19 protein-coding genes are annotated in these 17,986 nt (G+C 66.5%); 6 read left to right on the top strand and 13 right to left on the bottom strand.

Annotation, left to right across the window (positions count from 1 at the left end):
• Positions 1-24: 24 nt before the first annotated feature.
• On the bottom strand, positions 25-2,334 hold the full coding sequence (locus CI805_RS12555) for an ATP-dependent helicase (protein ID WP_409934896.1): 2,310 nt from the start codon (positions 2,332-2,334) through the stop codon (positions 25-27).
• 171 nt (positions 2,335-2,505) lie between these two features.
• On the opposite strand from CI805_RS12555, the gene CI805_RS12550 reads away from it, so the two are divergent.
• Positions 2,506-2,787 (top strand): hypothetical protein, encoded by a 282-nt coding sequence (locus CI805_RS12550; protein ID WP_260923790.1) that lies wholly within the window; start codon positions 2,506-2,508, stop codon positions 2,785-2,787.
• Positions 2,788-2,870: 83 nt separating this feature from the next.
• On the opposite strand, the gene rsmD is transcribed toward CI805_RS12550, so the two are convergent.
• Positions 2,871-3,431, bottom strand: a complete 561-nt coding sequence (rsmD, locus tag CI805_RS12545; protein ID WP_260927972.1) for a 16S rRNA (guanine(966)-N(2))-methyltransferase RsmD — start codon at positions 3,429-3,431, stop codon at positions 2,871-2,873.
• Positions 3,432-3,487: 56 nt separating this feature from the next.
• The gene (locus CI805_RS12540; RefSeq protein ID WP_260923788.1) at positions 3,488-5,197 is read right to left on the bottom strand and encodes a pseudouridine synthase; all 1,710 of its coding nucleotides are present in this window, start codon (positions 5,195-5,197) and stop codon (positions 3,488-3,490) included.
• Positions 5,198-5,302: 105 nt separating this feature from the next.
• On the opposite strand from CI805_RS12540, the gene CI805_RS12535 reads away from it, so the two are divergent.
• The 3 genes from CI805_RS12535 to CI805_RS12525 all read left to right on the top strand — a co-directional run bounded on the left by CI805_RS12535 (position 5,303) and on the right by CI805_RS12525 (position 7,775).
• Entirely contained in the window at positions 5,303-5,878 is a 576-nt protein-coding gene (locus CI805_RS12535) for a hypothetical protein (RefSeq protein ID WP_260923787.1), read from the top strand.
• Positions 5,878-6,984 carry a hypothetical protein gene (locus CI805_RS12530; protein ID WP_260923785.1) on the top strand — a complete coding sequence of 369 codons (1,107 nt, stop codon included), beginning with the start codon at positions 5,878-5,880 and terminating at the stop codon, positions 6,982-6,984. Before CI805_RS12535 ends, CI805_RS12530 begins: the two co-directional genes overlap by 1 nt.
• A gap of 77 nt (positions 6,985-7,061) precedes the next feature.
• A complete protein-coding gene (locus tag CI805_RS12525) occupies positions 7,062-7,775 on the top strand; it encodes a hypothetical protein (RefSeq protein ID WP_260923783.1) in 714 nt (237 codons plus the stop codon).
• A 12-nt stretch (positions 7,776-7,787) separates the two neighbouring features.
• Here CI805_RS12525 and CI805_RS12520 read toward each other — a convergent pair whose 3' ends face one another.
• From CI805_RS12520 to trpB, 4 genes are read right to left on the bottom strand one after another with little or no spacing between them, the layout of a single operon-like run.
• Positions 7,788-9,083 carry a bifunctional folylpolyglutamate synthase/dihydrofolate synthase gene (locus CI805_RS12520; RefSeq protein ID WP_260923782.1) on the bottom strand — a complete coding sequence of 432 codons (1,296 nt, stop codon included), beginning with the start codon at positions 9,081-9,083 and terminating at the stop codon, positions 7,788-7,790.
• 10 nt (positions 9,084-9,093) lie between these two features.
• Positions 9,094-9,897, bottom strand: coding sequence for a tryptophan synthase subunit alpha (gene trpA, locus CI805_RS12515; RefSeq protein WP_260927969.1), 804 nt, complete (start codon positions 9,895-9,897; stop codon positions 9,094-9,096).
• 8 nt (positions 9,898-9,905) lie between these two features.
• Positions 9,906-10,298, bottom strand: coding sequence for an endonuclease domain-containing protein (locus CI805_RS12510; RefSeq protein ID WP_260923780.1), 393 nt, complete (start codon positions 10,296-10,298; stop codon positions 9,906-9,908).
• A 48-nt stretch (positions 10,299-10,346) separates the two neighbouring features.
• Positions 10,347-11,588 (bottom strand): tryptophan synthase subunit beta, encoded by a 1,242-nt coding sequence (trpB, locus tag CI805_RS12505; RefSeq protein ID WP_260927968.1) that lies wholly within the window; start codon positions 11,586-11,588, stop codon positions 10,347-10,349.
• A gap of 251 nt (positions 11,589-11,839) precedes the next feature.
• On the opposite strand from trpB, the gene CI805_RS12500 reads away from it, so the two are divergent.
• The gene (locus CI805_RS12500) at positions 11,840-12,310 is read left to right on the top strand and encodes an outer membrane protein (protein ID WP_260923779.1); all 471 of its coding nucleotides are present in this window, start codon (positions 11,840-11,842) and stop codon (positions 12,308-12,310) included.
• Positions 12,311-12,440: 130 nt separating this feature from the next.
• Here the strand turns inward: CI805_RS12500 and CI805_RS12495 are convergent, their stop codons facing one another.
• Positions 12,441-13,085 carry a phosphoribosylanthranilate isomerase gene (locus tag CI805_RS12495; protein ID WP_260923778.1) on the bottom strand — a complete coding sequence of 215 codons (645 nt, stop codon included), beginning with the start codon at positions 13,083-13,085 and terminating at the stop codon, positions 12,441-12,443.
• A gap of 77 nt (positions 13,086-13,162) precedes the next feature.
• Between CI805_RS12495 and CI805_RS12490 the strand changes: the two genes are divergently transcribed.
• Complete coding sequence (locus CI805_RS12490; protein WP_260923774.1) at positions 13,163-13,639, top strand: DUF4019 domain-containing protein; 477 nt, start codon at positions 13,163-13,165, stop codon at positions 13,637-13,639.
• 83 nt (positions 13,640-13,722) lie between these two features.
• On the opposite strand, the gene CI805_RS12485 is transcribed toward CI805_RS12490, so the two are convergent.
• The 5 genes from CI805_RS12485 to CI805_RS12465 all read right to left on the bottom strand — a co-directional run bounded on the left by CI805_RS12485 (position 13,723) and on the right by CI805_RS12465 (position 17,925).
• Entirely contained in the window at positions 13,723-14,499 is a 777-nt protein-coding gene (locus CI805_RS12485; RefSeq protein WP_260923772.1) for an SIMPL domain-containing protein, read from the bottom strand.
• 151 nt (positions 14,500-14,650) lie between these two features.
• Positions 14,651-15,340 carry an orotidine-5'-phosphate decarboxylase gene (gene pyrF, locus CI805_RS12480; RefSeq protein WP_260923771.1) on the bottom strand — a complete coding sequence of 230 codons (690 nt, stop codon included), beginning with the start codon at positions 15,338-15,340 and terminating at the stop codon, positions 14,651-14,653.
• On the bottom strand, positions 15,337-15,720 hold the full coding sequence (locus CI805_RS12475; RefSeq protein WP_260923769.1) for a LapA family protein: 384 nt from the start codon (positions 15,718-15,720) through the stop codon (positions 15,337-15,339). The genes pyrF and CI805_RS12475 overlap by 4 nt, the downstream gene beginning before the upstream one ends.
• Before the next feature lie 170 nt (positions 15,721-15,890).
• Complete coding sequence (gene purB / locus CI805_RS12470; RefSeq protein WP_260923767.1) at positions 15,891-17,204, bottom strand: adenylosuccinate lyase; 1,314 nt, start codon at positions 17,202-17,204, stop codon at positions 15,891-15,893.
• Between the two features lie 250 nt (positions 17,205-17,454).
• Positions 17,455-17,925 carry an Lrp/AsnC family transcriptional regulator gene (locus CI805_RS12465; RefSeq protein WP_260923765.1) on the bottom strand — a complete coding sequence of 157 codons (471 nt, stop codon included), beginning with the start codon at positions 17,923-17,925 and terminating at the stop codon, positions 17,455-17,457.
• Positions 17,926-17,986 lie beyond the last annotated feature (61 nt).

The following is a 17,986-nucleotide window of genomic DNA, read 5'->3' as shown; positions in this document are numbered from 1 at the left end:
CGAATCGGCGCGCTTGCGTGCCTGTCAGGCCGGTTTGACGAAACTGTCGATCACGCGCTTGCGCCCGGCCTGCTCGAAGTCGATCTCCAGCTTGTTGCCTTCCTGCTCGGCCACCGTGCCGTATCCGAACTTCTCGTGAAACACGCGTGCGCCTACCGCGATATCGGTGCGCGGCTTGGCGGCAAAGCTGGCGGCGCTGCGGGTGCTCTCGGCCACGCGCTTGGGCACCGTTTCGAAGCTGGCCGCGGCGGCGCGCTGCCAGCCGGGGCCGCGCGTGACGATGCGCGAGGGCTGGTTGCGGGCCACATCCGCGAAGGGATCGGCGTGCTCGCTCCACTGCGCGCGCCACAGCGAGGCGCCGCCCGACAGCGTGGTCTCGCTCTCGACGTGATCCTCGGGCAGTTCGGCGATGAAGCGCGAGGGGATCGAACTGGTCCACTGGCCGTAGATGCGTCGGTTCGCCGCATGCAGGATCGTGCACTTGCGCTTGGCTCGCGTGATCGCGACGTAGGCGAGGCGGCGCTCTTCCTCCAGACTGGCGAGCCCGCCTTCGTCCAGCGCGCGCTGCGAGGGGAACACGCCTTCCTCCCAGCCGGGCAGGAACACGTTGTCGAACTCCAGCCCCTTGGCGCCGTGCATGGTCATGATCGTGACCTTTTCCTCGTCCGCAGCACTCTCGTTGTCCATGACGAGGCTGACGTGTTCGAGGAAATCGCCCAGACTCTCGTATTCCTCCATGGCGCGCGCGAGTTCGACGAGGTTTTCGAGCCGTCCGTTGGCCTCGGGCGTCTTCTCGGCCTGAAGCGCATCGGTATAGCCGCTTTCGTCGAGGACGAGGCGCATCAGGTCTGCCGGGCTGGTGCTCGCCTCCAGATCGCGCCAGCGCGCGAAATCGCGCATCAGCGACAGGAAGGTGTTGCGCGCACGGGCCGGAAGCTCGTCGGTATCGGCGATCTCGATGGCGGCGCGGGCGAGGGGGATGCCGCTACGCCGCGCAAGGCTGTGCAGCTTTTCCAGCGCCTTGGCGCCAAGCCCGCGTTTGGGGGTGTTGTAGATTCGCTCGAACGCGAGGTCGTCCGCCCCTTGCGCGATCACCCGCAGATAGGCGAGCGCGTCGCGTATTTCGGCGCGTTCGTAGAAGCGGAAGCCGCCGACGATGCGATAGCGCATGCCGATCGAGATGAAGCGGTCCTCGAACTCGCGCGTCTGGTACTGGGCGCGCACGAGGATGGCGATCTGGTCGAGCGGGGCGCCTTCGCGCTCCAGCCGCTCGATCTCGTCGCCCACCCGGCGCGCTTCTTCGGGCGCGTCCCATACGCCGATCACGCGCACCTTCTCGCCCGCATGGCGCTCGGTCCACAGCGTCTTGCCGAGGCGCTGGGTGTTCTCGTCGATCAGGCCGGAGGCGGCGGCGAGGATCTGCGGCGTGGAGCGATAGTTCTGCTCCAGCTTGATCACCTTGGCGCCCGGAAAGTCCTTCTCGAACTTGAGGATATTGGCCACTTCCGCGCCGCGCCAGGAATAGATCGACTGGTCGTCGTCGCCCACCACGCAGATATTGCGGCGCGCCTGTGCGAGCAGGCGCAGCCACAGGTACTGGACCTGATTGGTGTCCTGATACTCGTCCACCATCACGTACTTGAAGCGCTGCTGGTACTGCTCCAGCACGTCGCGGTGCTTGCGCAGGATGTTGAGCATGTGCAGCAGCAGATCGCCGAAATCGCAGGCGTTCACCGCGCGCAGGCGATCCTGATAGAGCTGGTAGAACTTCTGCCCCTTGCCGTTGGCATAGGCCTCGTTCTCGCCCGCATCGAGATCGGCGGGGTTGAGGCCGCGGTTCTTCCAGCGGTCGATGCAGCCCGCCAGCTGCTTGGCGGGCCAGCGCTTCTCGTCGATCCCTTCGGCCTGAATCAGTTGCTTGAGCAGGCGTAGCTGATCGTCGGTGTCGATGATCGTGTAGTTCGATTCGAGGCCCACCAGTTCGGCATGGCGGCGCAGCATCTTGGCAGCGATGGCGTGGAAGGTGCCAAGCCACGGCATGCCTTCCACCGCCGGGCCGATCAGCTGGCCGACACGCTCGCGCATCTCGCGCGCGGCCTTGTTGGTGAAGGTGACGCACAGGATCTCGCTCGGCCACGCCAGACGCGCGCGCACCAGATGGGCAAGGCGCCGGGTGAGCGCGGCGGTCTTGCCCGTGCCCGCGCCCGCCAGCATCAGCACCGGGCCTTCGGTGGTCAGCACCGCCTCGCGTTGCGGCGCGTTGAGGCCGTCGATCAGCGGGGCGCCGGAAGGAGCATCGACAGGCGAAACGGAAAAGGCATGAGGGTCGGTCACAGGTGAACAACTAGGGAACGGATGAACGCTGTGCAAGGCTGCTTCGTCGCGATGTGGGCAAGTTCCGGCGGGGTGAGCAGCGCGCATCCCGACGCATATGCGGGAACTTCCGGGGGGCTCCCGCATTGCAACAGGCAGACAGGGGTTGTTGAAGAGAACTCGGAGACAACGATGAAGTTCAATCGAATCACAGCCTTCGCGCTGGCCGCCGCAACGATCTCGTTCACGGGCGTTGCCTATGCGGAAGGGATGAACTCGCAGCACGCCACCGTGACGCAGCGCGATGCCCATGGCCGCGCGACGCAGGTTCAGGTGGATGGCCAGAACTACGCGGTATGTACGAAGAACGTGCAGGATGGCTGCATCAACCCGCGTTCGGCGGGGCTGCACTTCGGTAACGTGCCGCTGGATCACTGGCCGGGCCAGCCTGCCAGCCAGATGTCGGGCGGATAAGGCGCTCGCTTTTCCGGCAAAGAAAAAGGGCGCTCCTTGTGGGGGCGCCCTTTTCGTATGAGTTTCAGGCCTCTGCCGGGCTGCTATCCGCCGCCACCCGCCGCCACCCGCCGCAGCAGGTGCAGCCGCGCCTTGCCGACATCGCGCTGGGCATCGAGTTCGAAGCCCCGAATCGAGACCGCTTCCTTGCCCGAGGTCTCCAGACTCACCCAGGTCTGCTCGCCGATCCAGCCGAGGCGCGTCAGCTTGTCGATCGCGACCTGTCCCGCGCCGGTGTCATAGGGTGGGTCGAGCAGCACGAGGTCGAGCGGCGCTTTCGCAGGCCCCAGCGCCAGCACCGAGGACGCGCGCACATCGCTGATGCCTTGCGCTTTCAGGTTGGCGATATTGCTGCGGATGGCGCGGATCGCGGCGGCGTCCTGATCGACGAACAGGCAATGCGCCGCCCCGCGCGAAAGCGCTTCCAGGCCCAGCGCGCCCGAGCCCGCGAACAGGTCGGCGACTTTCAGGTCCTCGAACGAGCCGAGGCGGCTGGCGAGCATCGAGAACAGCGTCTCGCGCGTGCGGTCCGCCGTCGGACGGGTCGCCTCGCCTTCGGGTGCGGCCAGCTTGCGCCCGCGCCACTGCCCGGAAACGATGCGCAGGCCCGTGCTCTTTGCGCCAGCTGCCTTCGGCCCTGCTGCCTTCGGAGCGAACGGCTTCACTTGCCGCTCTCCAGCGAGTTGCGGAAGCGTTCCAGCGCGGCGGGCGGCACTTCGTAGGCCAGACCCTTGGGCAGGTCGGCCAGCACGAACGGTCCATAGGCAGTGCGCAGCAGGCGGCTGACTTCCAGCCCCAGATGCTCCAGCACGCGGCGTACTTCGCGGTTCTTGCCTTCGGTCAGCGTCAGTTCGATCCACTGGTTACGCCCGGTGCGGCGCTCCATGTTGGCGTCGATCTTGCCGTAGTGCACGCCGTCGATCTCGATCCCCTCGATCAGCGCTTCGAGCTGCGGCTGGGTGATGTCGCCGAAGGCGCGGGCGCGATAGGTGCGCGGCACCGCGCTGGAGGGAAGCTCCAGCTGGCGCTTGAACTCGCCATCGTTGGTCAGCAGCAGCAGGCCTTCGGTGTTGTAATCGAGGCGCCCCACCGGGATCACGCGTCCGGTGCCTTCGGGCAGGGCGTTGCGCAGCGCGGTGTAGATGGTCGGGCGGCCCATCGGATCGCGCTCGGCGGTGAGCAGACCGGCAGGCTTGTGGAACACGAACAGGCGAGTCGCTTCGGGCGCGCCGACCGGCTGATCGTCGACGGTCACGCCGGTCAGGTCCAGCAGAACGGTCGAAGGCGCATCGATCACCTCGTCCCCGCGCTTGACGCGGCCCTCGGCGATCAGGCGCTCGGCATCGCGGCGACTGGCGACGCCTGCGCGGGCGAGCAGCTTGGCGATACGCTCGCCCTCGCGCTCGGGCAGGTTCGGGTTCTTGGGTGTCGGGCCGGTCGGGCGCGAGGTCTTGTGCGGCGCGGTGCGCAGGTCCGGACGGACCGAGGGGCGCTTGTCACTGTCGCGATAGGGCTTGGCGTAAGCCGAACCCGCGCCGCGCAAGGGAGCGCTGGCGCGCGGCGCGCTGCTGTCACGGCGGGGGGCGTCACCGTCGCGGCGCGGAGGGCGGGCGCCTTCGCGGCGTTCAGCGCCGTGAGTCCGCGAGCCGCCGCGCTCTGTGGCAGCATGCGCCGCCCAGGGACGTTCGGATGATCCCTGCTCGTTCGGGATACGCTCCTGCGAACGTCTTTCGCCGGAAGGACGGGCACGCGCAGGCCGTTCGGGATGCGGACGCTCGGAGTAGGGGCGTTCCGGGCGGGCACGGTCGTCGCGATGGGGACGCTCGCCGAACGCAGGTCGTTCGTTGCGCGTGTGAACGCCGCCCATCGAGGCGCTGCGGATGGGAGCGCCCCGCGACGCGCCGCTGCCGGCCTCGCTCTCGGCGCGATTGCCCCGGCGCTCATCGCCGCGGCGGTGTGCTCCGCGCTGCTGCTCTTCGCGGGCGCGACGCCGGTCGCCGAAGCGGGCAGGGGCCTTGTCGGCGGGAGCGGCGCGCTCGCTGCGGCGCGGGCCGCGATGCCCGATCCGGCCTTCATCGCGTGAAGGGCGTTCGGCGCTGCGCGCATCGTCGCGAGAGTTGCGATCACGCGCCGCGCGCTCGTCGCGACCCAGACGGCGCTCATCGCGGTGGGCGTCGCGGCGATCTTCGGAGCGGCCGCGTGAGGGGGCCTGACGATCCCGGCTATCCCGGTCGCGGCCTTCGGAGGCGCGCTCGTCACGGCCTCTGCCACTGCGCGAACCGGCTCCGCGTGCGCCTGCACTTGCGCCATTGCCGTTACGCGGCGGACCGGGGCGCTTCGGGCCGTTCGATTTATAGGGTGGTTTGGACATGGCTTGCGCCATACCTGTTGATCGCCTTCGCTTCCAGCCTTCCCATGACGTCAATTGGCTTTACCGTGATCGTTCGCACCGACGCAGCCATGGAGAATCGCGCAGATGTCCGAAGCCCCCGCCGCACGCAAACGCGGCTGGCATTCGCTGGGGATGGCTCTGGCCAACCGCAAGACGGCCTTCATGCTCATCTTCGGCTTCGGTTCGGGCCTGCCTTTCGCGCTGTTTCTGGGCACGCTCTATGCCTGGCTGAGCGAAGCGGGCGTCGATCTGGAAACGATGGGCGTCTTTTCGCTTATTGGTCTGGCCTATGCCTTCCAGTTCCTGTGGTCGCCGCTGCTCGACCGGATGGACATTCCCGCCTTGCGCAAGCTGGGCAAGCGTAAGCAGTGGATCGTGCTGGCGCAAATGCTGCTGGGTGCGATCCTGGTGACGCTGAGCGTGCTCAACCCGAAGACCGACCTCGGCTGGTTCTCGCTGCTCGCTGCAATCGGTGCCTTCGCCTCGGCAACGCAGGATATCGTCATCAACGCCTGGCGCATCGACATCGCCGATGAGGAAGCGACGATCGACGTGCTCTCGACGGTCTATCAGATGGGCTACCGCATGGCCTCGCTGGTCGGGGGGCGCTCGGCCTCATTCTGGCGGCACGGATCGGCTGGCCGGAAACCTATCTGCTGATGGGCGCGGTATTGCTGGTGATCGGCATCGCCGGTCTGTTCGCTCCCGATGCCGAGGCCAGCGGGCCGACCGCCGAGGAGCAGGACGCCATGCTCGACCTGAGGCGCGCAGGCGAGCTTGATCCCGTGGTGCGCCTGCGTGCGCTGCTGGTGGTGGGCGCGCTGTGGGCAGCCGCGCTGGTCGCGGTGATCGTGTTCATGGTCAAATCGATGACCGCTCCGGTCGGCGAGCGCCCCGATCCCACTGCATTCATTACCACCGGCGGCCCGCTGATCGTGATCGCCACGATCGTGCTGCCCGCGCTTGTCGCAGGATGGCTGGTCGCCCAGCGCAAGCGTGGACGCCATGTGCTGGAAGCGGACCTTCCCGGTGGGCGGGAGCATGTCTCGATCGCCGACCATCTCTACCGCGCCCTGCTGTTGCCGCTGGTGGAATTCGTCGGGCGGCTGGGCTGGTCGCTGGTGCTGATCCTGGCGCTGGTGCTGACCTACCGCATCTGCGATGCGATCTGGGGCACGTTCGCCTATCCCTTCTATCTGGGCTATCTGAAGTACAGCAACGATGAGGTGGCGATCGCCTCGAAGTTCTTCGGCGTGGGTGCCACCGTGCTGGGGCTGGCGCTGGGCGGCGGTCTGTTGACGGTACTGGGGCGTATGCCCACGCTGCTGCTGGGCGCCGTGCTCGCGGCGCTGACCAACCTGCTCTATGCCGATCTGGCCTCGGGCGGCGCGCATATGGCAGTCCTGGCGCAGTGGACCGGCATGACCCGCATGGTCGAGGCATTCGGCGGAGAGCCGCGTCTTGCCAGCCTGATGATCACCATCGGGATCGAGAATCTGGCGACCGGTATCGCGTCTGCCGCCTATGTGGCGTGGCTGTCCTCGATCGTTGCCAAGGGATACAGCGCCGTACAGTACGCCCTGCTGTCATCGCTGACGATGCTGGTCGGCACGCTCGGGCGCGGGGCGCTGGGGCAGATGATCGCCGATCAGGGCTATCATGCGATGTTCGTCTTCGTGACGTGGATCGGCGGGTTTGCCATCGTGCTGTGCGCGCTGGAGTGGTGGCGTTCGGCACGGGTGGCGCGGCGGCCGGCCACGCTCTAAGGCGCGCAACCCGCTGCCAACTCGGCGGTTGTGTCCCTGATCTCAGCCTGTAGGCTGGCTTCGAGGGGACATGATCGATGCGGGTGAATTACGGATACGAGAATGCCCGAGCCTGCATGGCGCTTGTTGCCTGTGCCGTGCTGGCGGCAGAGCCTGCTCCGGCAGCCGCGCAGGCTTCGCGCGATCTGCTGACGACGGCGGCGTTTGGTACGAACGACAAGGTCAGGGCGCTCCAGCTGATCGCGCAGGCGACGGCCAATGCCGACCGGGCGCTGGCTGTGCATCCCACAGATCGCGAGTCCGCTCTCCAGCGCGCCGTGGCCATCGGCTATCGCGGCAAGCTGCTGCGCAGCCGCTCCGAAGTGATGGCATCATTGGCCGCGTTCAAGGCTTTGCTGGTGCAGGACCCGCGCAATCCCGATGTGCTGATGGCGATCGCGGCGTGGCATCTGGGCGCGGTGGACCAGCTTGGCGGTCTCCTTGCCCGCGCCGCGCTCGGTGCGCGCCGGGACGAGGGGCTGGCAGCGATGGCGCGCGCGGTTGAACTTGGCGGCAACGAGGCGTTCTATCCGGGCATCGCGGCGCTGCTGCAGATCCGCAGCGATCCCAAGGCCGTGGCGAAGGCGCGCCGTCTGGCGGAGGTCGCCGCCACGGCACAGGTCTCTGATCCACTCGATTCGGTGATGAAGCGCGCCGCGCTGACGATACTGCCCAGCTTGCGGGCAGGTGATGGCAAGGCCGCTGCGGCGCTGGCGCTCAAGCTGCTGCCGTTCGGCAGGCTGGAGACCTGACAGCGCTTTGCGTCAGTCCGGAATCTCGTCGTTGGCGCGCAGGACTTCGCCTGAAAGGTAGAGCGAGCCTGCGATCAGCACCGGCAGGCCATCGTCGGGCAGCGCTGCGAGTGCCGCTTCCACGCTGGGTGCAGCGATGGCGTCGGGGCCGAAATCGCGGGCCTCGTGCATGTCGTGACCGGGCACCGGCACGGCGCTGAGGCTGGCGAGGCTGGCCTCCAGCGGTCCGGTGAGCGCACGCGGGTCCTTGTTCGCCAGCATGCCGATGACGAGGTGCAGGCGCTGGCCCGCAAAGTGCCGGGCGATGGCAAGCCCCGCGTCCGGGTTGTGCCCACCGTCCAGCCAGACCTCGCGATTACCCGCATGGGCTACCAGCGGCCCTGCCGAAAGGTGTTGCAGGCGCGCGGGCCAGCGAGCGGCGCGGATGCCCTGCGCCATCGCCTCGGGCGAGACGGTCACGCGGTCCTGATGGCGCAACATGGCGACGGCAAGCGCGGCATTCTCGGCCTGATGACGGCCCGGCAGGCTTGGCAGCGGCAGGGTGAGGGCGCCGAAGCGGTCCGAATAGTCGATGACCTCGGTGACGCTGGCATCCCAGCCGGTGCCGCGCATGTGCAGCGGCGCGCCTGCGTTCAGGGCCGCGCGCTCGATCTCCAGCCTTGCGGCCTCGGGATAGGACAGGGTGCAGAGCGGTGAGGGGCCGCGCACGATGCCGGCCTTCTCGAAGGCGATGCGGGCGAGAGGTTCCTGCGGCACGCCGGGTTCGGGACGCAGCAGGAAGGCCTCGTGATCGATGCCGAGCGTGACGATGCCGAGCGCGGCGGCATTGTCGATCACGTTGGTCGCATCGAGCCGTCCGCCAAGGCCGACCTCGATCACGCAGGCATCGGCAGGCACGCGCGCGAACGCCAGGAAGATCGCTGCCGTGGTCACTTCGAAGAAGCTGGGCGACAGGTCTTCGCCCGCGTCCAGAACTTCGGCCAGCAGATCGGCCAGCATCGCGTCGGACACCAGCTCTCCGGCCAGCCGGATACGCTCGTTGTAGCGCACCAGATGCGGCTTGGTGGCCGAATGGACCTTCAGGCTCTGCGCTTCCAGCATGTATCGCAGGTAGGTGCAGGTCGATCCCTTGCCGTTGGTGCCCGCGACATGGAACACCGGCGGCAGCCGCTTGTGCGGATCGCCGAGGCGCTCCAGCAGGGCGCGGATCGTCTCCAGCCCCAGCCGCCCCTGCGGCACGGTGAGCGCGCCCAGCCGGTCGAGCTGGGCCTGAACCTCGGGGCTGTCCGAGACCGCAAAATCGCGCAAAGGGCGATCCTCAGGCGGTTTCGCGCGCGGTGTGCACCGCGTCGGACAGCGCAGCGGTCAGCTCGCGAAGCGCCGCCGGGGCGTTGTCGCCGTGCTGCTTCACCAGATCGATGAAGGCCGAGCCGACGACCACGCCGTCCGCTACCTTTGCGATGGCAGCGGCCTGTTCGGGGGTACGCACGCCGAAGCCCACCGCGACCGGCAGCGAGGTGCTCGCCTTGATCCGCGTTACCGCGTCCTCGATCGAGCTTTGCGCGGCCTGCTGCATCCCGGTGATCCCGGCGACCGAGACGTAGTAAAGGAACCCGGCCGAGCCTTCGAGCACGCTGGGCAGGCGCGCGGCATCGGTGGTGGGCGTCGCCAGCCGGATCGGGGCGATACCTGCACTGCGCAGCGCCGGGCCGATCTCGGCGTCTTCCTCGGCGGGAATGTCGACGCAGATCACGCCATCGACCCCGGCCCTGGCGCACTCGGCAGCGAACCAGTCCGGCCCGCGCGCGATCATCGTGTTGGCATAGCCCATCAGCACCAGCGGCACTTGCGGGTGGCGCGCGCGGAACTCGCTCGCCATGCGGAAGACGTCGGCGGTCCTGGTGCCCTTGTCGAGGCTGCGGATGTTCGCTTCCTGGATTGCCGGACCATCGGCCATGGGATCGGTAAAGGGCATGCCCAGCTCGATCACGTCGGCCCCGCCCGCGACCAGCGCGTCGAGATTGGCGGCGGTGTCGCCATCGCCTGCGGTGATGAAGCAGACCAGCGCGGGGGCGCTCCTGCCGTTGATTTTTCGGGCGAATGCGGTTTCGAAGCGGGTCATCGCGGTCGTCACTTTGCCCTCTCCCCTTCAGGGGAGAGGGTTGGGAGAGGGGCCTCGCGCGCCGTTTCGAGCGCTTGCGACAGTTTGATCAAGACACCATCCATGTTCGTCATCACATCCAGATTGGTGAAGCGGATGACGTGATAGCCGCGCTCCACAAGATATTGGGTCCGCTCTTTGTCTCGCGGATCGTCGATGTCATGCGTATGACCGTCGATCTCGATGACAAGTCGAGGCTCATTGGCGGAAAAGTCGGCGATGAACGGGCCGATCACTTTCTGCCGCCGGAATTTCACCCCTTCAAAACGTTCCGCGCGCAGCTGGAGCCACATGCGGATTTCGGGTTCGGTCATTTCGTGACGCATGGCCCTGGCGTATCGGGTCAGACTGGCGTCGCGCATGCCCCTCTCCCAACCCTCTCCCCTCAAGGGGAGAGGGCTAAATGTGTGTCACAACTCCACGCCCAGCGCTTGCGCTACGGTGAAGATATCCTTGTCGCCGCGGCCCGAGACGTTGACGACGAGCAGCTTGTCCTCGTCCATTTCCGCCGTCAGCTGCGGCAGTGCGGCGAGGGCGTGGGCGCTTTCGAGAGCGGGGATGATCCCTTCCAGCTCGCAGCACAGCTGGAAGGCTTCCAGCGCCTGATCGTCGTTGATCGGCACGTAGTTCACCCGGCCCGATTCGTGCAGCCACGAGTGCTCCGGCCCGAGGCCCGGATAGTCGAGCCCTGCCGAGATCGAGTGCGCCTCGGTGATCTGGCCGTCCTCGTCCTGCAGCAGGTAGGTCTTGTTGCCGTGGAGAATGCCGGGCTTGCCGCCGGTGAGCGAGGCGGCGTGCTTGTCGGTATCGACGCCGTGGCCGCCTGCCTCGATGCCGGTCATCGCGACGTCCGGATCGTCGAGGAAGGGGTGGAACAGCCCGATCGCGTTCGAGCCGCCGCCGACCGGGGCCACCAGCATGTCGGGCAGGCGGCCTTCCTTTGCCATCATCTGTTCGCGCGTTTCCTTGCCGATGATCGACTGGAAATCGCGGACCAGTTCCGGGTAGGGGTGCGGGCCTGCCGCCGTGCCGATGATGTAGAACGTGTCATGCACGTTCGCGACCCAGTAGCGCAGCGCGTCGTTCATCGAGTCCTTGAGCGACTGAGAGCCGCTTTCGCAGCTGATCACTTCGGCGCCGAGCAGCTTCATGCGGAAGACGTTGGGCTTCTGGCGCTCGATATCCTTGGCGCCCATGAAGATCTTGCAGGGCAGGCCGAAGCGCGCGGCGACGGTGGCCGTGGCGACGCCGTGCTGGCCGGCGCCGGTTTCGGCGATGATCTTCGTCTTGCCCATGCGGATCGCCAGCAGGATCTGGCCGATGCAGTTGTTGATCTTGTGCGCGCCGGTGTGGTTCAGCTCTTCGCGCTTGAAGTAGATTTTCGGGCCTTTTCCGGCCGGTGCCTGCGCGCGGAAATGGTCCGTCATGCGCGGGGCGTAATAGAGCGGGCTCGGGCGGCCGACGAAGTCCTTCATCAGCGCATCGAATTCCGCCCAGAACGCCGGGTCTGCCTGTGCCTTGCGGTATTCCTTTTCGAGATCGAGGATCAGCGGCATCAGCGTTTCGGCGACGTAGCGCCCGCCGAACTGGCCGAAGTGGCCATGCTCGTCAGGCTGGTTGCGGAAACTGTTCACAGGCGTTTGCGCGGTCATGAAGGGCGATTGGCAGAGCATCGCGGGCAAGTCCAGCGCCTTCACGCGGTGGGGCGGCCTAGCCTCTTTCAAGTGCGCAAAACGCAACCGCAGTGCAGGACATGACAACATAGTGTCTGTAAGCGGCAGTTTTGTGACGGTTTGCGGTACTATCCGAAAAGGCTGTTCATTTTCGCGAAAGGTGAGGGGGAGCAACGGGCCCTTCCCCGGTGAGGGCCGGGGGAAAAACAATAATTCTCAGGAGTTACCCCATGCGTATTGCACTCGTTTCGCTCGCTGCCGTGGCAGCTGTTGCCGCCGCCACCCCCGCTTTCGCTGACGAAGCCCGCATCGGCGCCACCACCGGCGTGATCTGGGACGCGCACAACAGCGACGCGACCGCAGGTGTCGAAGCCGGCTACGACTACGACCTCGGCAACACCGGCGCGTTCATCGGCGTCGAAGGCAGCGCGACCAAGGTTCTCGCCAGCAACAACCGCGTTTCGTGGGGCGCCGGCGGCCGTATCGGTTTCAAGGTTCTGCCGCAGAGCAAGCTCTACGCCATGAGCGAGTGGCAGTCGAAGAACTGCAAGTACTGCAACAGCGCGGTTGCCGTGGGCGCCGGCTGGCAGCAGAACTTCACCAACCGCTACTACGGCAAGGTTGAGTACCAGCACCTGCTGATCGGCGACAACACCCCCGACGCAGACGTCGGCCTGGTTGGCGTTGGCGTTAAGTTCTGATTTTCGGAACCGAGTACCTGAGGGGCTTTCGAGCCTCTCAGGCTGAAGGGGCGGCCTGCAAGGGCTGCCCCTTTTGCGTTGGGGGTTCTGGCAAGACCGAAGACAAGCTCACACCCGCCCCCGACCAATCTCACCCCGCGCTGCGTACTGCGTGGCAGAAGGCCGCGATCTTGCCTTCGTCTTTCACGCCCGGTGCGCTTTCGACGCCGGAGGAGGTATCCACCAGCGGCGTGCCGGTCAGCCGGATCGCCTCGGCGACGTTTTCCGGCGCAAGGCCACCGGCGAGCCCCCAGGCGACCGGGCCCTTCCAGTGGGCGACGAGGCTCCAGTCGAAGCTGAGGCCCATGCCGCCCGGCAGCGTGCCCTTGGGCGTCTTGGCATCGAACAGCACCAGATCGACCGCACCGGCATAAGCGGCGGCACGCGCGACGTCTTCGGAGCCCGCAACGCTCAGTGCCTTCCACACCGGCACGCCGAAGCGGGCGCGAAGCTGGCCCGCACGCTCGGGCGTTTCGCTGCCATGGAGTTGCAGGGCATCCAGCCGCGCAGCGGCGAGCGCTTCGGCAATCGCCTCGTCGCTGGCATCGACGAACAGGCCGACGCGACCGATCCGTCCCTCGGCGCGGGCAGAGAGAGCGGCAGCCTCGGCAGGCGTCACGTGGCGCGGGCTTTTCGGGAAGAACACGAAGCCTGCATGGTCCGCCCTTGCGCGAATCGCGGCATCGAGCGCGGCGCCCTCGCGAATTCCACAGATCTTGATCGCGGCAGTAGGCATCACACGGGCGTCCCGGCTATGACCGGTGCAAGGCGGGCACGAGCCTGCCGACCGGTCGAGGAAAAGGGATACGGCTCATGAACCGTCTGGCGCGCTATGTACTGCCGATTACGGCGCTCGCAATGGCTGGCGCAACACTGAGCGGCTGCAACGTCAAGCAGTCGATCGCCAGCGCCGACAGCGAAGTGGCGCAGTTCCATCGCCAGTTGGATGCCGGACAATGGCAGGCGATCTGGGCCGGAGGTGGCCCTAAACTGCATTCGGGCACCAGCGAGGCGGCTTTCGGCAAGCTGCTGACGGCGGTGCATACCAAGCTGGGCGCGGTGAAGAGCACGAAGCAGGTCGGCTGGAACGTCAATGCCGGAACCGGCGGCTCGACCGTGACGGTGACGATGCAGACCAGCTTCGCGAAGGGCACCGGAACCGAGCAGTTCGTGTTTGCCAAGGTCGATGGCGCCAAGAGCGATTCGCCCGAACAGGGTGGAAAGGGCGGTCAGGACAAGCTGGTGCTGGCCAGCTACGGCATCGAATCGCAGGACATGATGTTGAACTGAGAGCCGTCGCAGATTGTCGGCATGAAAAAGGGCGCGCCTCGGGTTATCCGAAGCGCGCCCTTTTCGGTCAGGTCAGGCCCGGATCACGGGGCCAGTTCGTACTGCACGGTCACGTTGACGCGCGTTTCCAGCTCGCCTGCCGCTACCGGCGTGGAAGGCGCCGCATCCATCGCCGCCTTGCGCACGAACATCATCGGCGCCACCGGGCTGCCGCCACCGCTTTCCGAGATCGAGATGACCCGCACGACATGCAGCCCTGCTGCACCGGCATAGAGCTTGGCGCGCGCTGCCGCCGCCTTCATCGCGTCGAGACGCGCCTCGTCCTGCGCCGCGTCGGGCTCGGACAGCTGGAAATTCGGGCCGTCGATCTGGTTCGCGCCCGCCGTGACCAGCGCGTCGATCACCTTGCCCATCGCGGCAAGGTCACGCTGGCGCACCGAGACGGTATTGGTCGCCTCGTAGCCCACGATGGTCCGCTCGTTCGCCTGATAGCTGCCATCGGCATTGCGCGCAGGCTGCGAGTAGACCGGGCTGAGGTTGAGATTGCTGGTCTGCACGTCGCGGTCGGCGACACCGGCCCGCTTGAGCGCCGCGATTACCTGCGACATCTTGCGGGCGTTGGCGGTGAGCGCTTCCGAAGCGGTCTTGCCCTGCGTGGTCACGCCGGACGAGAAGCTCGCCATGTCGGGTGTGCGCGTGCTTGATCCTTCGGCATTGATGGTCAGCATGGTGTGCCCGGCGGCGATGGTGGAGCCATCGGTCGCGCTTTGCGCCTGCGCGGCGAAGGGCAGGGCCGCCGCCAGCAGCCCGGCGCTCGCCAGCGCAAATGTCTTGATGCGGGCTGTGGTCGATAGATTCATGGGTCGCACTCCATCCTCTCTCTCTTGGATATCGGGCCAACGATCTGGCCGAGAGGAGGTTGCGACGGGCTGAACCGTGATCGTGGCTCAGGTTCAGTTTAGGAAGGGGATTTGGAAAGGGCGGCCCATTGGGCCGCCCTTTCGATAAATCCTAAAGCGTCGCCTCGATCGCGCGGGCGGCGGCGAGGGGGTCTTCGGCGCGGCTGATCGGGCGACCGATGACCAGCACGCTGGCACCGGCATCGCGGGCCTCGCGCGGGGTCATCGTGCGCTTCTGGTCGCCATGGCTGGCGTTGGTGCCGGGAAGGGCCGGGCGCAGGCCGGGGACGACGTGATAGCCGTCCTTCCACTGGCGATGTACCGCGCCGACCTCATGACCCGAGCAGACGATGCCGTCGAGGCCCGCCGAGTGCGCCAGTTCGGCAAGGCGCAGCGCCTGATCGGTGGCGGCACACGAGATACCGGTGGCGGTCAGGTCGTTGGCATCGAGGCTGGTCAGCACGGTGACGGCCACGACCTTGCAGTTGTCTCCCGCCGCGGCCTTGGCATCCTCCATCATCGCGCGTCCGCCTGCGGCATGGACGGTGACGATTGCAGGCTCCAGCACGTGGATCGACTGCATGGCCGAGGCGACGGTGTTGGGGATGTCGTGCAGCTTGAGATCGAGGAAGATCGGCAGGCCCAGCTTGTGGATCTCGTGTACGCCGTGATGGCCGTGGGCATAGAAGAACTCCATGCCCAGCTTGATCCCGCCGACATGGCCGGCAACCTTGCGCGCCAGCGCCTCGGCCGCATCGAGGCGCGGCAGGTCGAGGGCGAGATAGACGGGGTTGTTGCTCATGGCTGGGTGTCCGGTCGGGTTTCGAAGCCGGGCGCAATCGGCTCGGCAGGGGTGGTGAGGGGCGCGGGCTCGGCGGCGACCTGTGCCGTAGCGACCGGCGCAGCGGCGACGGGTTCGGAGGGCGTCAGCGCGCGCACGGTGTTTTCGAGGCTGGCGATACGGCGGGTGAGCTTCCACTTCATCCCGCGATAGTACAGCCACATGGGCACGAACCCCACGGCGACGAACAGGATGATGAAATAGCCCATCCGCGAGACGACGTTGACGTAGCCGTTCCCCAGTGGCCAGAGATTGATGACCACCTTGGTCCAGTTCATGGCGACGAAGGCCACCAGAATGATGGTCAGCACGATCCAGGCGATGGTGCGGATGATCTGCATGGTTTCTCCTGCCCTTGGTGCCGTTCGGCATTAGCCTGTGCGGCGTAAGCCTGCGACCCGTTACGCTACGGGCCTTATGCTAGGCGCGATTGAGCGGTGTGAAAAGCCCGGCGCCGGGGGCGGTTCCCTCAAGGATCGAGAGAAGCCCTCCGGCGACAGGATAGAAGCGATCAGTCGGCGAAGACGCGCGCGAAGATCGTGTCGACGTGCTTGAAGTGATAGTCGAGGTTGAACTTGTCCTCGATCTCCTGCGCGCTGAGGGCGGCAGTCACTTCCTCGTCGGCCTTGAGCAGTTCGAGCAGCGAGAGCTGGCCGTCCGATTCCCACACCTTCATCGCATTGCGCTGGACCAGACGGTACGACTGGTCGCGCGACAGGCCTGCCTGCGTCAGCGCCAGCAGCACGCGCTGCGAGTGGACGAGGCCACCCATGCGGTCGAGGTTCTTCTGCATGCGCTCGGGGTAGATCAGCAACTTGTCGATCACGCCGGTCAGGCGCGCCAGCGCGAAGTCGAGGGTGATCGTCGCGTCGGGACCGATGAAGCGCTCGACCGAGGAGTGCGAGATATCGCGCTCATGCCACAGCGCCACGTTCTCCATCGCCGGGGTGACGGAGGAGCGGACCACGCGGGCAAGGCCGGTGAGGTTTTCGGTCAGCACCGGGTTGCGCTTGTGCGGCATGGCCGACGAGCCTTTCTGGCCGGGCGAGAAATATTCTTCGGCTTCCAGAACTTCGGTGCGCTGGAGGTGGCGAACCTCGATGGCGAGGCGCTCGATCGAGCTGGCGATGACGCCCAGCACGGCGAAGAACATCGCGTGGCGGTCACGCGGGATGACCTGCGTGGAAACCGGCTCGATTTCGAGGCCGAGCTTTTCGGCGACGTAGAGTTCGACCGCCGGATCGGTGTTGGCGAAGGTGCCCACGGCGCCCGAGATCGCACAGGTGGCGACTTCCTCGCGCGCGGCGATGAGGCGCTTCTTGCAGCGGCTGAACTCGGCATAGGCTTCGGCGAGCTTGAGGCCGAAGGTCACCGGCTCGGCGTGGATGCCGTGGCTGCGACCGATGGTGGGGGTGTACTTGTGCTCCTCGGCGCGGCGCTTGATCGCGGCGAGCAGGGCGTCGAGGTCGACCCGCAGGATGTCGGCGGCCTTGACCAGCTGCACGTTCAGCGTGGTGTCGAGCACGTCCGAGCTGGTCATGCCCTGATGCATGAAGCGCGCCTCGGGGCCGACCTGCTGCGCTACCCAGTCGAGGAACGCGATGACGTCATGCTTGGTGACGGCCTCGATCGCGTCGATCGCGGCGACGTCGATGGTCGGGTTGGTCGCCCACCAGTCCCACAGGGCCTTGCCGGCAGAGGCAGGCACGGTGCCCATCTCGCCCATCTTGACGGCGGCGTGGGCCTCGATCTCGAACCAGATGCGGTAGCGGGCTTCGGGCTCCCAGATCGCGGTCATCGCGGGGCGGGAATAGCGTGGGACCATGAACGTATCTCCTGTGGCGAACGCGAGGAGCCGCTACGGGCAGGGAGGCCGAAAGGCAAGGGGGCAAGGGTAGGCAGCCTTTGAGAATCGCGCGGTGGCGACACGCAAACAGGCCTGAAGCAGTGAGACGCTATGGGCAGGGTCGAAGAGGATCCTGCCGCGTTTACAGGTGACTGGGGGGATTTTGCTGCGCAGGCACCAAGATTGCCATGCTCGAAAATGGTGACAGATAAAGTCCATGGTCAGGACTCTACCGCACCAGATCCTTCACCGTTTCCATTGCCACCAGTGTCGAGGTGCTGGCGACGTGGGGGAGGGTGGAGATCTTCTCGCCCAGCACTTCACGGTAGCGGTGGATGCTGGCGGTGCGCACTTTCAGCAGATAGTCGAAGGCGCTGGCGAGCATATGGCATTCCTCCACTTCGGGAATGCGGCGCACCGCCTTGTTGAATTCTCCCAGCGCGGCCTCGCGGGTGTCGGACAGCTTGACCTCGACGAAGGCGATCTGCGCGATGCCGAGGCGGGCAGGGTCCACCACCGCGCGAAAGCCCTGGATCACGCCGGAATCGAGCAGGCGCTTCAAACGGACCTGACAGGGCGTTTTCGACATGCCGACCTGACGCGCGAGTTCGGTCACGCTCATGCGGCCATCTTCGCGCAGTGCCGCGACGATCTTGCGGTCGAGGATATCCAGATCGACCGGAGTGACGGGTTTTGCCATGCAGTATGGCTAAAACAGGCCGCTAAATAAGTCAATTTGGCCTGTCAGTTGCCGATAATCG

Source organism: Novosphingobium sp. 9 (assembly GCF_025340265.1).
GTDB lineage: Bacteria > Pseudomonadota > Alphaproteobacteria > Sphingomonadales > Sphingomonadaceae > Novosphingobium.
The sequence above is the reverse complement of the archived record's forward strand: the minus strand, read 5'-3'. Positions and strand labels throughout refer to the sequence as shown.

What these genes read in the sequence shown, in the direction of transcription:
- CI805_RS12550 (WP_260923790.1), top strand. Translation starts at nt 2,506, where the DNA reads ATGAAGTTCAATCGAATCACAGCCTTCGCGCTGGCCGCCGCAACGATC.
- CI805_RS12540 (WP_260923788.1), bottom strand. Translation starts at nt 5,197, where the DNA reads ATGTCCAAACCACCCTATAAATCGAACGGCCCGAAGCGCCCCGGTCCG.
- CI805_RS12535 (WP_260923787.1), top strand. Translation starts at nt 5,303, where the DNA reads ATGTCCGAAGCCCCCGCCGCACGCAAACGCGGCTGGCATTCGCTGGGG.
- CI805_RS12530 (WP_260923785.1), top strand. Translation starts at nt 5,878, where the DNA reads ATGGGCGCGGTATTGCTGGTGATCGGCATCGCCGGTCTGTTCGCTCCC.
- CI805_RS12525 (WP_260923783.1), top strand. Translation starts at nt 7,062, where the DNA reads ATGCGGGTGAATTACGGATACGAGAATGCCCGAGCCTGCATGGCGCTT.
- trpA (WP_260927969.1), bottom strand. Translation starts at nt 9,897, where the DNA reads ATGACCCGCTTCGAAACCGCATTCGCCCGAAAAATCAACGGCAGGAGC.
- CI805_RS12510 (WP_260923780.1), bottom strand. Translation starts at nt 10,298, where the DNA reads ATGCGCGACGCCAGTCTGACCCGATACGCCAGGGCCATGCGTCACGAA.
- trpB (WP_260927968.1), bottom strand. Translation starts at nt 11,588, where the DNA reads ATGACCGCGCAAACGCCTGTGAACAGTTTCCGCAACCAGCCTGACGAG.
- CI805_RS12500 (WP_260923779.1), top strand. Translation starts at nt 11,840, where the DNA reads ATGCGTATTGCACTCGTTTCGCTCGCTGCCGTGGCAGCTGTTGCCGCC.
- CI805_RS12495 (WP_260923778.1), bottom strand. Translation starts at nt 13,085, where the DNA reads ATGCCTACTGCCGCGATCAAGATCTGTGGAATTCGCGAGGGCGCCGCG.
- CI805_RS12490 (WP_260923774.1), top strand. Translation starts at nt 13,163, where the DNA reads ATGAACCGTCTGGCGCGCTATGTACTGCCGATTACGGCGCTCGCAATG.
- CI805_RS12485 (WP_260923772.1), bottom strand. Translation starts at nt 14,499, where the DNA reads ATGAATCTATCGACCACAGCCCGCATCAAGACATTTGCGCTGGCGAGC.
- pyrF (WP_260923771.1), bottom strand. Translation starts at nt 15,340, where the DNA reads ATGAGCAACAACCCCGTCTATCTCGCCCTCGACCTGCCGCGCCTCGAT.
- CI805_RS12475 (WP_260923769.1), bottom strand. Translation starts at nt 15,720, where the DNA reads ATGCAGATCATCCGCACCATCGCCTGGATCGTGCTGACCATCATTCTG.
- purB (WP_260923767.1), bottom strand. Translation starts at nt 17,204, where the DNA reads ATGGTCCCACGCTATTCCCGCCCCGCGATGACCGCGATCTGGGAGCCC.
- CI805_RS12465 (WP_260923765.1), bottom strand. Translation starts at nt 17,925, where the DNA reads ATGGCAAAACCCGTCACTCCGGTCGATCTGGATATCCTCGACCGCAAG.